The organism is Streptomyces sp. NPDC001744 (assembly GCF_042892575.1).
Taxonomy (GTDB): domain Bacteria; phylum Actinomycetota; class Actinomycetes; order Streptomycetales; family Streptomycetaceae; genus Streptomyces.
In genome coordinates this window covers 93,898-108,693 of the sequence record NZ_JBIAUG010000009.1, presented here as the reverse complement: position 1 = coordinate 108,693, position 14,796 = coordinate 93,898, and the positions used below count along the sequence as shown (strand labels likewise).

The following is a 14,796-nucleotide window of genomic DNA, read 5'->3' as shown; positions in this document are numbered from 1 at the left end:
CGGCGCGCGTCCCACTCCCCGGAGGTGATGTCCATGTCATCCACGGAGCCGAGGGGCCGGGCGAAGCCGGCGGGACGGGCGGAACCGGGGGGCTCGCCGGAGCCGGCGGACCCGGCGCGGAAGGTCCGGTCCTGGGGGGTCGTGGCCCTGCCCGTACTCTGCGCGGCCGCGCTCTACGCCTGGTCGGCCTGGTGCTTCGGGGGCGACTCCGCGCCGCCCGTCGCGGTCGCGGTCGCGGCCGGCGGGGCGGCCGTCCTCGCGGCGGGGGTGGCGTACCACCGTCTCGTCGACGGGGCCATGGGCCTCTTCGGCGCGTTCGCGCTGGTCGCCGCGCTCCTGCTGACGGTGGCCGTCGCCGACCGGACCGCCGCGCGCGGGGCGGTCGCCGACTGCGCCGTCGTGAACGTCCGGGAGGAGAGCTCCACCTCGGTCGGCGAGGGGGGCGCCACCAGGACGCAGTACGTCCACGCGCTGCGCTGTCCGGGCGGCTATCCCTCGTCCCTCACGGAGGACCGCCGCCTCGCCCCCGACGGCGGGAAGGTCCGCGTGTCCTACGACCCCCGGAAGCGGGTGGAACCGGTGCTGGAGGGCGCCCGCACACCATGGGTCCAGGCGGTCCTCGCCGTGCTCCTGCTGGCCGCCGCCACGGCGGGGGCCCGGCGGTTCAACCGGTGGAGCCGTCCGGCGGCGTGAGTCCGCCCGCCGGCCGGGCCGGACGCCCGGGGGCGACGGACAGGGACACGGGAGCGGTGCGCAGGGCGATCGAGCCGTACGGGGTGCGGAGCCGCAGCCACGGCCCGGAGGCGAACAGCGCGACGGCGGCGTCCGGGTCGGAGGGCGGCAGGAAGCCGAGGGAGTGCGCGGCGTGGACGGCCCGCAGGGGCAGACCGGTGGTGCCGAGGGTCCGGGACCAGATCTCGCGGCCGATCCGGTCGCGTTCGGACCGGGTGCGCCGCTCCCCGGGCAGCTCCTCGTCCCGGGCGCGGAACTCGGCGACGGCCGCCGCCACCGCGCCCCGCATCCCGGCGGCGTCCGGCAGTCCGGCGACCGGCCGCCAGCCGGCGCGCGGCGGCAGCACGCCCGCCCAGGGCGGCCCGGTGACGGAGTCCGGCACGACCGCCTTGCCCGCCGACTCCTCGATCCCTTCGAGGAGTTCGCCGGCCGAGACGGTGACGTCGAGGTCCGCGGCGTCGGCGAGCCGGGCCGTGCGGACGGCGAGCACCTCGAACGACGGGGGCCGCCCGAAGACGGCCAGCGCCCCGCCGCCGCCCTGGAGGCGGACGGCGGCGGCCCGGTCGTAGTGGACGAGCCGGGTCAGGAAGGCGGCGAGGGCCGCCGCCTCCCTGGCGTCGGCGAAGTGCAGCGGCGCGAGGACGGTCATGCGGTGACGGTCATCCCGTCGTCCACGTACTCCTCCAGGAAGGAGCGCTCCTCGGCGGTGATGCGCCGGGGCCGCTGCGCCTCCAGGTCGAAGGGCACGACGACCGTGGACGCCCGGACGTACACGACGTCGGGGTCCTTGATCTCGTACGCGATCGTCAGCGACGCCGCGCCGATCTTCGTGACCCACGACTCGACGGTCACCGGCTCGTGCCGGTGGACCAGCGGCCGCAGGTAGTCGATCTCGTGCCGGGCCACGACGGATCCGCCGGAGAACGAGGGGGAGCCGTCCCCCGGCGCCAGCCGGAACATGAAGTCGATCCGCGCCTCTTCCAGGTACCGCAGGAAGACGACGTTGTTGACGTGCCCGAAGGCGTCCATGTCCGACCAGCGCAGGGGGCAGCTGTAGAGGTGCCTGGTCACCGACCTCAGCCTCGGGTCAGCTTCTTGTACGTGGCGCGGTGCGGACGGGCCGCGTCCGGGCCGAGGCGCTCGATCTTGTTCTTCTCGTACGACTCGAAGTTGCCCTCGAACCAGAACCACTTCGAGTCGCCCTCGTACGCCAGGATGTGCGTGGCCACCCGGTCCAGGAACCAGCGGTCGTGGGAGACGACCACGGCCGCGCCCGGGAACTCCAGGAGCGCGTTCTCCAGGGACGACAGGGTCTCGACGTCGAGGTCGTTGGTCGGCTCGTCGAGGAGGAGCAGGTTGCCGCCCTGCTTGAGGGTGAGCGCGAGGTTGAGGCGGTTGCGCTCGCCGCCGGAGAGCACGCCGGCCGGCTTCTGCTGGTCCGGGCCCTTGAAGCCGAACGCGGAGACGTACGCCCGGGACGGCATCTCGACCTGGCCGACGTTGATGTAGTCCAGCTCGTCGGAGACGACGGCCCACAGCGTCTTCTTGGGGTCGATGTTGGCGCGGCTCTGGTCGACGTACGAGATCTTGACGGTCTCGCCGACCCGGATGGAGCCGGAGTCCGGGGTCTCCAGACCCTGGATCATCTTGAAGAGCGTGGTCTTGCCGGCGCCGTTCGGGCCGATGACGCCGACGATGCCGTTGCGGGGCAGGGTGAAGGAGAGGTCGTCGATGAGGACCTTCTCGCCGAACGCCTTGGAGAGGTTCTCGACCTCGACGACGACGGAGCCCAGGCGCGGGCCCGGCGGGATCTGGATCTCCTCGAAGTCCAGCTTCCGCATCTTGTCGGCCTCGGCCGCCATCTCCTCGTAGCGGGCGAGACGCGCCTTGGACTTGGCCTGGCGGCCCTTGGCGTTGGAGCGGACCCACTCCAGCTCTTCCTTGAGGCGCTTCTGGCGCTTCTCGTCCTTCCGGCCCTCGACCTTGAGGCGCTCGGCCTTCTTCTCCAGGTAGGTGGAGTAGTTGCCCTCGTACGGGTGGGCGCGGCCGCGGTCGAGCTCGAGGATCCACTCGGCGACGTTGTCCAGGAAGTACCGGTCGTGGGTGATGGCCACGACGGTGCCCTTGTACTGGGCCAGGTGCTGCTCCAGCCAGTTCACGGACTCGGCGTCGAGGTGGTTGGTGGGCTCGTCGAGCAGGAGGAGGTCGGGGGCCTCCAGGAGCAGCTTGCAGAGCGCGACGCGGCGCTTCTCGCCACCGGAGAGGTTGGTGACCGGCCAGTCGCCGGGGGGGCAGCCCAGGGCGTCCATGGCCTGCTCCAGCTGGGCGTCGAGGTCCCACGCGTTGGAGTGGTCCAGGTCGTCCTGGAGCTTGCCCATCTCCTCCATGAGCTCGTCGGTGTAGTTGGTCGCCATTTCCTCGGCGATCGCGTTGAACCGGTTGAGCTTGCCCTTGATCTCGGAGACGCCGTCCTCGACGTTCTCCAGGACCGTCTTGGACTCGTCGAGCTTCGGCTCCTGCATGAGGATGCCGACGGAGTAGCCGGGCGAGAGGAACGCGTCGCCGTTGGACGGCTGCTCCAGGCCGGCCATGATCTTCAGCACGGTGGACTTACCGGCGCCGTTCGGGCCGACCACACCGATCTTCGCACCGGGCAGGAAGCTCAGCGTCACGTCATCGAGGATGACCTTGTCGCCGTGCGCCTTGCGCGCCTTGCGCATGGTGTAGATGTACTCAGCCAAGAGAAACCGTCCGGCAAAGAGTGAGTGGGCAGATACACCCATCTTGCCTGACCACCGCCCCCGGGTGGAAACCGGTGATCCGGGGAGCGGACGGCGGGAGGGGCGCCGCGGGGCCTTCCGGGGCCCGGACGTGCGACGACCCCGGCCGCGGGCGCGGTCCGGGGTCGTGCGGGGGTCACGGAACGGGCGTCGTGTGACGCACCTCACTCCGCGGGAGGAGCTTCGGCCGGGTGCCGGGCACGGGCCCGGCACCTGCGGCCCCGGCTCACTGGCCGGCGGTCTTCTTCTTGCGGAGGAAGAACACCGCGCCGCCGCCGATCACGACGAGCGCGGCGGCGATGCCGGCGATCATCGGGGTGGCGTTGGAGCTGCCGGTCTCGGCGAGGTCGCCGCCGCCGGTGGTGCCGGTCGTACCCGTGGTGCCGGTGGTGCCGCCCGTGGTGTCACCGCCGGTGGTGCCGGCCGGGGCGGACGGGGAGGGCGTGGCCGTGGCGGAGGGCTCGGTGCCGGGGGTCTCGCTGGGCTTCGGGCCGGGCGTGGCCGTCTTGCAGTCCAGGACGCCCTCGAAGGTCTTCTTGAACTGGTTCGGGCCCGTGATGGTGAAGTTGTACGCCTCGTCCTCGGCCAGCGGGACCGGGATGGTCTTCGTCTCGCCACCGGCGACGGTGTACGAGGTGCCCTTCAGGTCGAAGGTCCAGTCCTCGTCGCCCTCGTTGGAGGCGACGACCTCCAGGCCGCCCTTGGCGCAGTCCTTGGCGACCGTGACGGCCGGGACCGCACCCTTCTTCGCCCAGGTCGCGCTGGCGGCGGCGGTGACGGTGGAGTTGCTGGAGCCGGCCAGGATCATGGTCTGGCTCGGGTTGTCACCGGCGGCGACGAAGGCGCGGCCGAGCGGGACCTGCGTGGTGACCGCGGCCTTGATCTCGGCGCCGCCGTCCGCGGTGCCCTTCGGGACGTCGACGAAGATCTCGTCGCCGTCCTTGGCCGTGGTGACCGCCTTGCCGTCCTTGTCGACGATGCCGACGCCGGCGGCGGCGCCCGGCGCCACGGACAGGGCGACGGGGTTCTTCTCGTCGCCGCTCTTGGGAAGACCGGCTCCGACCTTGATCGGGCCGAGGCGCTCACCGGGCCTGCCCGAGACGGAGGACGGGGACAGGTTGAGCGAGGGCTTCGGCTCCGCCACCGCCTGGGCGTTCTCGATCAGGTACGTGGTCAGCTTCTGCGCCTGCTTGTTGGTCGGCTTGGCCTCGACCTTGTCCGAGAAGTGCCAGATCGCGGCCTGCGTGGCGGCGGCGGCGGTCTTCTCGTTCAGGCCCTTGGCCTTGACCTTCTCCGCGAGCGACCCGACCGGGACGTTCGGGTAGGAGTTCTTCAGGATCCAGAGGATCTTGCCCGCGTCGGGGTTGTTGTGGAGCGACGACTGGTCCCAGCCGACTTCCTTGTACTTGTTCTTGTAGACCGCGTCGGTCCGGAAGTCGATGCAGTAGGTCTGCAGGGTGCCGCCGTTGTCGACCTTCATCTCGAAGAGGCCGCCGTCGGGGGTGGAGACCTCCTCCTTGCCGTTGACCTTGTCGATGACCTGGACCTCGGCGTAGATCTTCAGGTGACCGAGCACCGCGGTGGCACCGCCGTTGCCGGCCGGGCCGTCTTCGGCCGCGGCCGGTCCCGCGGTGGCTATCGCGCCGGTGGCGACGAGCCCCGAGACCAGAGTGGCAGCGGCGAGGCGGCGCGCAGTGCCCCGCCCACGAACTGAAAACATGGAATTCCCCTCCGGGCGAGCGGCTCCGCGAACCAGCGATGATCCGCGTGGGGGGAGCGCACGCCAACAACTCACAGACTCGATGGGCTCACGTGCCGCATGAGTACTCGGGAATCCTAGGGACGAAAGGCCCCCTGGTGCCCGGGCATACGACCAGATAACCATTCCGAATCGGAATCGTTATCACGGACGGTTGACGGGTCGACAAATCGCTATGACGCAAGGTCAACCGGTCGTCACCAAACGGGATTTCACGCCCGATTCCTCCCTCTCCACGGCCTCCGTCGGCACCGCATCGATTCCGGCCGTTTCCCCCGCTTCCGTCCCCACCCCGGACACCGGTCCGGCCATCGCCTCCGCGGCCGCCTTCCCGGCCGCGCCCGGCACCGCTGCCCCGGCCGCGCCCGGCACCGCTGACACCGCCGCCACCGCCGTCGTCCACGGGTCCGGCTCGGGAACGGGAGGACGACCGGGGCCGGCATCGGGGAGGGGGCCGGAGTGCGGCTCCCGGTCCGGCCGCGACCGCCGTTCCGCCCTCGCCGCGCGCCGGAAGGCCGCCGTCCCCCGGTTCAGGTCGTGGCCCACGGCCAGCGCGTCCACGTCCACGAAGGTCTTGCGCTGCCCGTCGCGGTCGTCCTCCCGCACCCTCAGCCGGCCGTGCACCACCAGGGGTTCCCCGACCGAGACCGAGGCGGCGAGATTGGCCGCGAGGGAACGCCAGGCCGACACCGTGTAGAAGCTGGTGGCTCCGTCGGTCCACGTGCCCCGCTCCCGGTCCCAGCGGCGCGCGGTCACCGCGAAACGGAACCGGGCCGTCCCGCCCGTCACCGTGTCCCGGTACTCCACCGCCGTCGCCACGTTGCCGACGAGCGTCACCGTCGTCTCGTTCATGATCCGCCTCCATCCGTCCCCGCGAGGACCGTCCTCCGGATGGACACCATGCTGGAGCGGACCGGCACATCCCGCTCACGCCTGTGGACAACTCCGCGCCGGGGGACAACTCCCTCGCCCGGAAGGGTGAAGCGAGGCGGGAGGAAGACGGAGACGGAGACCACGGGGGCGGGGGCGCGGCAGACCGCGCCCGCACGACGGGGCCCGCCCGCACGACGGGGCGCGGTAGGGCGTGTGTCGAAAGTCCCGTCCGCCCGGCACACACGCCCTACCGCGCCCGCGCCCCCGCCCGCGTGGCACCGAACCGCGTCGTACCGGAGCGGCTTCCGCCCACGATCCGGGCCGGTGGCCGCGTACCCACCACCGTGGCGTACTGCTCGCGCACCTCCCGGTACCGCACCAGCTCGGCGGCGACCGGGTCGAGCACCCGGGCCCGGCCGCAGGCGGCGGCCGCCTCGCGCAGACGGCGTTCGGCCTCCTGTCCGTACCGGCGGGCCGGCCCCCGCACCGCGCCCTCGCAGGCCCATTCGACGAGCGGGCCGCCCGCGATGCCGGCGATCATCACGAGGACCGGCGGAAGCAGCCCCGGTTCCACGACGCCGATGATCTGCCCCAGCAGCCAGAGCGCGCCGAAGATCTGCAGAAGCGTCATCAGCGCCTGGACGAGGACGGCCGCGGGCCACCACGCGGGCCGGGGCGGCCGGGCCACCGGGTCCCCCATGGAGACGGCGAGTTCGTCCAGGGCCTCGGGCAGCCCCTCCGCGCCGCGCGCCGCCGCCTCGCGCACCGCCTGCGCCCACGGCGCCGGGAGCCCGCGCGAGGCGTCGTCGGCGACGATCCGCACGGCCTGCTCGACGCGCTGGCGCGCCGTCAGCTCGTCCTCGACCGGGGAGACGAGGCGCGGGTCGGTGGAACCGTGCGCGCGCAGCCGCTCGTACCAGCGGTAGAGCCGCAGCCAGGGGGTGCCGCAGGCACGGATGGCACCCCGGCGCCAGACCCGCTCGGCGGCCTCGCCGGCCGCCTGGGCGCCGACGGCGACGGCGAGCCGGTCGGTGAAGGCGTCCCGGGAACGTTCGTCCAGGCCGGAGCGTCCCTCGGTGACGTACGCCGGGCGCAGCCGGGTGGCGGCTGCGTCGATGTCGGCGGCGAGCCGGCGCGCGGGGGCGGTCTTCTCCTGGACGAACCCGGCGACGAGTTCGCGCAGTTCGGGGACGCCCTCGCCGGTCAGGGCGGAGAGGGCGAGGACGGTGGCACCGGGCTCCCCGTGCTCGCCGAGCGCCATGCCGTCCTCGTCCAGGAGGCGGCGCAGGTCGTCCAGGACGAGGTCGGTGGCCTCGGTGCCGAGCCGGTCGATCTGGTTGAGGACGACGAAGGTGACCTCGGCGTGCCCGGCGAGCGGGCGCAGGTAGCGCTCGTGGAGGATCGCGTCGGCGTACTTCTCGGGGTCCACGACCCAGATGACGGCGTCCACGAGGCCGAGGACCCGGTCGACCTGGTCACGGTGGGAGGTGATCGCCGAGTCGTGGTCGGGCAGGTCGACGAGGACGAGGCCCTGGAGCCCGGTGTCGGCCGTGCCGCCCGCGAGGGGCCGGCGGCGCAGCCGGTTGGGGACGGCGAGCCGGTCGAGCAGCCCGGCCGAGCCCTCGGACCAGCTGAGCGCGAGGGGGGCGGACGTGGTGGGGCGGCGCAGCCCGGTCTCGGAGACGGGGACGCCGGCGAAGGCGTTGAAGAGCGTGGACTTGCCGCTTCCGGTGGGTCCCGCGATGGCGATGACGGTGTGCCGGGAGGAGAGCCGCTGGCGGGCGGCCGCCTCGTCGAGGACCCGTCCGGCCTCGGCGAGGACGTCGCTCTCGACTCGGGCGCGGGAGAGGCCGACGAGTTCGTGGAGGGCGTCGAGGCGGGCGCGGAGGGGGCCGCCGAAGTGCCCGCCGGGGGGAGGCAGCGCGTCCTCCTCGTCGTCCGCTCCCCCGCCCGTCCCGCCCGGGGGCTCCTCCGGGGCGATCGCGCGTTCGGCCGCGCGGCGCGCGATCAGTCCGTCGTCCCAGCGGCCCCGGTCCCGGTCCCCCTCACGGCCGCCGTCCGGGCGCCCCCGGCTCCCGCGACCGTCGCCCGACCGCTCACGACCCTGTCCGGGACCCTTTTCGCGGCCACCGTCCGCGTACTCACGGTCCCGCCCGGAAGCTCCTTCGCGACCACCGTCCACACGCTCACGCCCGGAAGCTCCTTCGCGGTTCCGTCCGGAATCCTTTTCGCGGCCCCTTCCGGAATCCCTTTCGCGATCGGCCGCCGACCGGCCGCGATCATGCCCGGCACCCGCTTCGCGCCCCTCTCCCGAACGCTCGCGACCACGTTCCCGGCCGGGGTTCTTCTCCCGGCTGTCGTCCAGCAGCACGTCATTTCTCCTTCTGCAGTACGGAGAGCGCGGCGATCAGCTCCGCCTGCGGCTCGGGGGTCACGTCGAGCGCGTCGAGGGGGGCGAGGCGCCGGTCGCGCTCGGCGTGCAGGACGCGGTCGACGTACGCGAGGACCAGTTCGCCGCCCTTGTCGCGCAGTCGCAGGGCGGTCCGGGCGCCGAGGAGTTCGGCGAGGCGTTCGCCCGCGGGCCGGGCGCGCCGTCCGCCGAGGAGGGAGGCGGCGAGAAGGGCGGCGACGGTGTCGGCCTCGGGGAGGACGCCGCGGGCGCCGGCGGGGCGTTCGACGTTCCGTACCTCCTCCTCGGCCAGCTCTTCGAGGACGCGGCGCCAGCGGCGCACCTCCACGCCGATCCGTTCCCCGGTCTCCCGGTCGGCGCAGCTCCGCACCGGGCCGAGGGCGTCGGCTGCGGGTTCGTGGCGCCAGCCGTCCCGGACGCGCTCCTCGGCGGCGGAGACGGCGCAGTGGAGGAGGGCGGCGAGGGACTCGGCCAGGGCGTCCAGGAGCTCCTCGGAGGTGCTGTCGCGGGGGTAGGCGCGCCAGCGGGTGCGGGCGTCGCCGGCGAGGACGGCGCCGCGGCCGAGCTGTTTGCGCACGCGCCGGCCCTGCTCGCGGTAGGCGGTCTCGACCACGCCGCCGAGGCGGACGGCGGCGGCGTACTGGGCGGCGACCGCGCCGGCCAGCTCGGGCAGCCGGGTGTCGAGGGAGTCGATGACGCCGGAGGCGGTCCGGTCGGCGGCCTGCTGGTGGGCGGCGGGGTCCCCGGCGCGGTGGGCCAGCCAGCCGCGCAGGGCGGCGACGGCGCTGTCGGGCAGCAGTCCGCTGCCGCCGCCGGTCGACTCGGGCAGCTCGGGGATGGTGAAGCGGGGCACGTCGCCGAGCCCCGCCCTGTCGAGCAGCGCTCCGTACTGACGGGACACCTCGCCGATGACCTGGTGGGGGACGCGGTCGAGGACGGTGACGAGGGTGACGTCGTACTCCTTGGCGGTACGGAGCAGGTGCCAGGGCACGGCGTCGGCGTACCGGGAGGCGGTGGTGACCATGACCCAGATGTCGGCGGCGCACATCAACTCGGAGGCGAGGAGACGGTTCTCCACGACGAGGGAGTCGATGTCGGGCGAGTCGAGCAGGGCGAGGCCCCGGGGCACGGCGGCGGCCGTCTCGACGCGCAGGGCGTTCTCCTCGGGAGCGGGTTCCTCGACGGGGTGGTCCTCGTCGGCCTGGGGCAGCCACACGCGGGTGAGCTGCGAGAGGACGCGCGTTCCGGCGAACCAGTGGTGGTCCTCGGGGTGACACACGAGGACGGGCGTCCGGGTGGTGGGCCTGAGCACCCCGGCCTCGCTGACGCGCCGCCCGACAAGGGAGTTGACGAGCGTGGACTTCCCGGCCCCGGTGGAACCGCCGACGACGGCGAGGAGCGGGGCGCCGGGGTCCTTCAGGCGGGGGACCAGGTAGTCGTCGAGCTGGGCCAGCAGTTCGGTCCGGTTCTGGCGGGCGCGTGGTGCGTCGGGGAGGGGGAGCGGGAGACGCACGGCGGCGACACGGTCGCGCAGGGCGGAAAGTGCGTCGATCAGCTGAGGCCGTTCGTCCAAGGTCACCACATGCGAAGAATGCCCAATTTATGAGTGTTTTTGAAGCGTATGGGGGCCCTGCGCGCCGAGGAAAAGGACGGCGACCGGAACCTCGGGCATAACGAGTGCACAACACCCGCCCCGAGCGATGCGAAAAGCGCTGCGCGAATCGCACCTGCCTGCGATTATCGTTCCGCTTCACCGAACCTCCACATCGTGCCACGCAGGTGAAGCAACCGGGCCAAGGCGAACGGAGCCCTATCCTTGTCCCGGCGAGGCCCCACCCCACCCACCAGGGGCTCCCGCCGCACGATCACCACCCGGCCCCCGTAGCTCAGTGGATAGAGCAGGTGCCTTCTAAGCACTTGGCCGCAGGTTCGAGTCCTGCCGGGGGCGCAAGATCGGGGCCCTCCTTCGGGAGGGTCCTTTTTGCTGGCCGGGGGAGGTTTCGGCCTACGGGGGGCGCCGACGACGAAGTATGCGTTCCGCTCCGTCAGGCCGCTACCGGATGCGACCGGGCAGAGATCTACGGGGCAACCGGGAGGTCCCCCGCTCGAACGAGCAGCCGACGCGTGTCCACTCGGCACCGCACGACTCGTGAGGGCTCGCGCCGAGAAGAGCGTCGCGGGCGGTCGTCCACGTCGGCACGGGCGCGGGGCCGTATCCGGTCCTGTCGGCTCCTTCCTCGCCCGTCTCCGGCGAACTGTGTCCGTCGGGACCGAAGTCAGCCGCTCTGCCGTCCGGCCCAGTCGCACAGCGGTGACCCTCGGCATTCCTGCAACGGACACCGAAACCGTCCCGTTGCGCGTGAGTTGCCCCCCTCTCGGCTGGGACACTTGCTCACATGAACGAGGTGCGCTGCGAGCGATGCGACAACGTCATCGGCATGGGATGTGCCTGCCCTCCTGATGGCAGCGTGCCCAAGGCGCGCCCGGAGGAACGGCGTGTTCGACAGGAGTGGCGGCAGTTCCCCGGCAACGCCATCCTGATCAAACAGAATGGCAAGGCGCACGTTCCGGGCGCCTGCGACCACATGGCAGAGGACGAGGTCCGGCCCCCGAGGTGGGGCTGGATTCTCGATTCGTCCCCCGGAGACTGGGACCGCATCAGCGAAGGCAACCCGGCCGCCGCCACCGGGGGAAACACGCAGCTGCGGGCGACAAGCCGGTGCATGACGTGCATGGGGACCCTCGGCGGCTGACAGTCTGCGCTGCGGGACGGCCCGGAGGGCCGACGGCTTGCCGTCGGCCCTCTTTCCTTCCGCGGTTCTGGGCACGCCGGACGCGGCACGGATCGGTTCGATGGCCAAACGACCGGGTTCGGTGCCAACGGACAAACTGACACAGCGGAGGAGCTCGGCCGCAGCCGAGTTCCTCTGCTCCGGTGGCACAGCCGCTTCCCGTGCCCGCCGGGCGCGGATGTGATGATCCTTCCCCTGGCCACCTGGCTCGACAGCACCGACTTCGCCCGCTACGCGCTCATCCCGGAGGAACTGCTCCCGGCATGGGAGGGGAACGGGGCAGAGGGCGTGATCGACGAGTACGTCTCGTCCTTCCGGCCGGCCGGTCGCGACGTCCTGACGCTCGGCGCCGAGCCGCTGTCCGTCACCTGGCTCGCCGAACCCCTCACGTTCGCACGCTGGTACGAGGCCGACGACGACACCGGTCTGCTGCCCGCGGTCCACGCCGCCATGGCAGCCGACGGACGGGAGGACGCCCTCTCCTCCGAACTCGGGGGCGGTACGTCCTGACCGACGCCGCCTACGAGGCCGACAGGATCCTCGAATCCCCGCAGGACGCACAGCAGCGGCCGGAGGCGCTTCGCGTCGAACTGCCGCCGGGCCGTCACCGCGTCCAGTCGCCGACCGTCGCTCCCGACCCGGCGTCGCGGTTCACGCTGGAACGGCTGCTGCCCGAGTGACCGGGGTGCGGGCGCTCGTCGTTCCCGGTGCGGCCCGCTGAGGCCCGGGGCCGCGTTCCGCCGGGGTTGAGTGACTGTCCCCTCGCACGTGAGTACGCGTACTCACGCGCGAGGGGCGGTCCGATCAGAAGCTGTGCACATGAGACGACTTCCCTTCCCGGCCCGCCCGTTCGCCCGTTCCTCGCGCCGCCCCCGGCTCACCCTGGCCATGACGGCTCTCGCCGTGCTGGCGCTCGGCGCGTGCGGCACCGAGAAGACGACCGTCGGCGGAGAGCGGACCGTGCGGACGGAGGCCGTGGAAAGCCGGCAGCCCGCTCCGGCCCTCGCGGAGATCCAGGAGCGGATCGAGCGGACGTGCCCCCCTCCGGGCGCCCCGGCCGGGGCGCCGCCGAGCCCGGCGGCGGCACCGCACGGCACGGAGGCGCCGGCCGACGCGCTCGTGCCGACCGCGCCCACGGCGGGACCGGACGTGGAGCTGAGCGCGCGTGACTGGTGCGCGAGCAACCTTCACGAGGAGCGCATCGCCGATGCCCTCCTGGAGCTGGCGGACCCCACCCCCGCGAAGGTCGGGGCGATCCTGAACGGCCTCGGCTACGCCGGCGAACGCGTCCACGGCGTGAAGCAGTCCGGTGCGACCACGCAGTTCTTCCTGGACCTGCGCGAGAAGGGCGGGCGGCTCTGCCTGAAGGGCACGGCGGCCGGCCGGGAGACCGTCGTCGACAAGTGTGTGGCCCCCGCGACCGGCCCGTTCACCCCCGGAGGCGGCGGCCGGTGACCACCGGCCCGGCCGGGGCCGTACGGGAAGAGCCGTACGGGAGCGGGGCCGTACGGGAAGGGCCGTGCGCCGGGCCGCGGGTCGGCGGGGCGCGGGGCGTCCGCAGGCGTCACCGTACGGGCAACCGGGTGTCATCGGAGCGGCATCGGAGCGGGTGATGGCGGAGGCATAACGGATCGAAGGGGCGGGTTCCTAGGTTTCTCGTCGCCGGCCGAGAACGACCGGTTCGAACAGGCGAGACGGCAACCGGCCTCAAGGGACCGGACCGTGTGCCGCCGGTGACCCGAAGGAACCGAACGTGCGCAGAACCGCGCTCCCCGCAGTGGCGGCAGTGTCACTGGCACTGCTCCTCCCCCAGTCGGCCGTCGCCGAGGAGATCCCCTCCCCGGCGCTGGAGACCGGGGAGACCAAGCTGATCGGTCCGGGCATGTACCAGTCGGCCGACGACAGCTTCCAGATATCCGAGAACGACGTGTCGTACGGCCTGATGAGCCGCACCCACACGGTGGACGGGAGCGGTCCGGGCGTCGCCCAGGCCCAGGACGCCCCGGCCGCCCGCGCCGACCTCGGGGTGTTCGGTCCCAGCTGGGAGGCCGAGTTCGTCGGCGGACAGCTGAACCGCAAGCTGGTCCCCGGCTCCGGTTCGATCACCACCACCGACCTGGACACCGCCGAGTCCGTCCGCTACGACCTGACCGACTCGGTGGCCGGCGCCAACGGTGGCGGCATCAACACCTACAAGGCGTCCGACGGTTCCACGCTGGTGGAGAACGTGCAGTGGGACGACCTCGCGGGCGTGCTGAGGACCACGGTCACCGAGACGCTCAACGTCGACCTCACCCGGGTCGCCTCCGACGACGACGTGCCGCTGGACTCCACCGGAAACCCGATCCCCGCCGCCTCCCTCAAGCCGTCCTACACCTGGAAGCAGGTCGGCGGCAGCGGCGACACCTGGCGGGTGACGGCGGTCGGCAACACCGCCTTCAAGCAGACGACGGTCACCTACGACAGCACCGGCCGCGTCTCCACCGTCAAGGACCCGGCGCGTGCCGACACCCCCGCGCAGACGGTGAGGGTCAACTACGCGACCGCCACCACCGCCGCCGGCCAGACCCTCGGCGATGTCGCGGGCCAGGTCAAGGACATCACCGTCACCGTCGGCCAGACCGTGCAGACCCTGGCCCGCTACTCGTACGACGGTTCCGGCCTGCTCCGCAAGGTCGTCGATCCGGCGTCCGGCGGCCAGCTCAACACCTACAGCTACGACGCCTCGGACCGGGTGGTCGCCGCCTCCGCCGAGGACGGCGCGTCCTGGCAGCTGACCTACTCCGGTGACACGGCCGCCCCGCAGTCGGTGGAGACCACCGGCATCCGCCCGGAGGCCGGCAGCGCCGTCCAGGGCGCCCCCAGCCTGGCCCAGGGGGAGGGCGTCGCCCCGGCCTCCGAGGACTTCGCCGGCGGTGAGATCACCTCCGCCCAGGCGTACCCGAGCTACTGCTCCCGTCCCGAGACGTGGATGTGGTACCAGTACAGCGGCTGCGCGACCAAGGTCGCCCACTACGGCTGGCGCAACCCGAGCTGGAAGAAGACCCCGACCGGCGCCTGGGTCATGGGCGTCTACAAGGACCACTGCACCAGCGCCTCCGACAAGCCCGGCGGCTGGGACTTCCGTACCGCCTGCGACTCGCACGACTACGGCTACGGCACCATCGGCAACAGCTACAAGGGCTACCGCTACTACCTGGACCGCAACAAGGGCATCGCCACCGACGTCGCGTTCTACAACATGCTGTACTACAACACCTGCCCGGCGTACTTCTGGAAGAGCGCCTGCCGGTCCACCGCGTACACGTACTACGTCGGGGTCTTCTACGGCGGCCACCCGAAGAACGGTGCCGACGCCACCTGACGGGCGGCGCGTTCGCAGGGGAACCGGGCGGCCGGGCGACCGACGCCGCCGCCCGGTCCCCGCCGCGGGGTCCGATCGCACGGCCC

Annotated in this window: 12 protein-coding genes and 1 tRNA gene; 6 read left to right on the top strand and 7 right to left on the bottom strand. The window is 72.6% G+C overall.

The genetic code is table 11. The features are described 5' to 3' along the window. The first annotated feature begins 33 nt into the window (after positions 1–33). Entirely contained in the window at positions 34–693 is a 660-nt protein-coding gene (locus ACFYZY_RS13540) for a hypothetical protein (protein WP_388693033.1), read from the top strand. Here the strand turns inward: ACFYZY_RS13540 and ACFYZY_RS13535 are convergent. The 7 genes from ACFYZY_RS13535 to ACFYZY_RS13505 all read right to left on the bottom strand — a co-directional run bounded on the left by ACFYZY_RS13535 (position 665) and on the right by ACFYZY_RS13505 (position 10,136). Then, positions 665–1,381, bottom strand: coding sequence for a hypothetical protein (locus ACFYZY_RS13535; RefSeq protein WP_388693031.1), 717 nt, complete (start codon positions 1,379–1,381; stop codon positions 665–667). The genes ACFYZY_RS13540 and ACFYZY_RS13535 overlap by 29 nt on opposite strands. Continuing rightward, complete coding sequence (locus ACFYZY_RS13530; protein ID WP_388693029.1) at positions 1,378–1,803, bottom strand: acyl-CoA thioesterase; 426 nt, start codon at positions 1,801–1,803, stop codon at positions 1,378–1,380. The genes ACFYZY_RS13535 and ACFYZY_RS13530 overlap by 4 nt, the downstream gene beginning before the upstream one ends. A gap of 5 nt (positions 1,804–1,808) precedes the next feature. Next, positions 1,809–3,473, bottom strand: a complete 1,665-nt coding sequence (gene ettA / locus ACFYZY_RS13525) for an energy-dependent translational throttle protein EttA (protein ID WP_388693027.1) — start codon at positions 3,471–3,473, stop codon at positions 1,809–1,811. 265 nt (positions 3,474–3,738) lie between these two features. After that, positions 3,739–5,232 carry a Cys-Gln thioester bond-forming surface protein gene (locus ACFYZY_RS13520; RefSeq protein WP_388693026.1) on the bottom strand — a complete coding sequence of 498 codons (1,494 nt, stop codon included), beginning with the start codon at positions 5,230–5,232 and terminating at the stop codon, positions 3,739–3,741. A gap of 225 nt (positions 5,233–5,457) precedes the next feature. Beyond that, a complete protein-coding gene (locus tag ACFYZY_RS13515) occupies positions 5,458–6,123 on the bottom strand; it encodes a single-stranded DNA-binding protein (RefSeq protein WP_388693024.1) in 666 nt (221 codons plus the stop codon). A gap of 268 nt (positions 6,124–6,391) precedes the next feature. Next, complete coding sequence (locus ACFYZY_RS13510; protein WP_388693217.1) at positions 6,392–8,512, bottom strand: GTPase; 2,121 nt, start codon at positions 8,510–8,512, stop codon at positions 6,392–6,394. Positions 8,513–8,516: 4 nt separating this feature from the next. Further along, positions 8,517–10,136: a dynamin family protein gene (locus ACFYZY_RS13505; RefSeq protein ID WP_388693022.1), complete on the bottom strand. Its 1,620-nt coding sequence runs from the start codon at positions 10,134–10,136 to the stop codon at positions 8,517–8,519. A 293-nt stretch (positions 10,137–10,429) separates the two neighbouring features. Between ACFYZY_RS13505 and ACFYZY_RS13500 the strand changes: the two genes are divergently transcribed. From ACFYZY_RS13500 to ACFYZY_RS13480, 5 genes are all read left to right on the top strand, one after another. Then, positions 10,430–10,502, top strand: a tRNA-Arg gene (locus ACFYZY_RS13500). Between the two features lie 448 nt (positions 10,503–10,950). After that, on the top strand, positions 10,951–11,307 hold the full coding sequence (locus ACFYZY_RS13495; RefSeq protein WP_388693020.1) for a hypothetical protein: 357 nt from the start codon (positions 10,951–10,953) through the stop codon (positions 11,305–11,307). A gap of 222 nt (positions 11,308–11,529) precedes the next feature. After that, positions 11,530–11,856, top strand: a complete 327-nt coding sequence (locus ACFYZY_RS13490) for a hypothetical protein (RefSeq protein ID WP_388693018.1) — start codon at positions 11,530–11,532, stop codon at positions 11,854–11,856. 309 nt (positions 11,857–12,165) lie between these two features. After that, on the top strand, positions 12,166–12,801 hold the full coding sequence (locus ACFYZY_RS13485; protein ID WP_388693016.1) for a hypothetical protein: 636 nt from the start codon (positions 12,166–12,168) through the stop codon (positions 12,799–12,801). A gap of 298 nt (positions 12,802–13,099) precedes the next feature. Then, entirely contained in the window at positions 13,100–14,710 is a 1,611-nt protein-coding gene (locus ACFYZY_RS13480) for a phospholipase A2 (protein ID WP_388693014.1), read from the top strand. Positions 14,711–14,796: the final 86 nt, after the last annotated feature.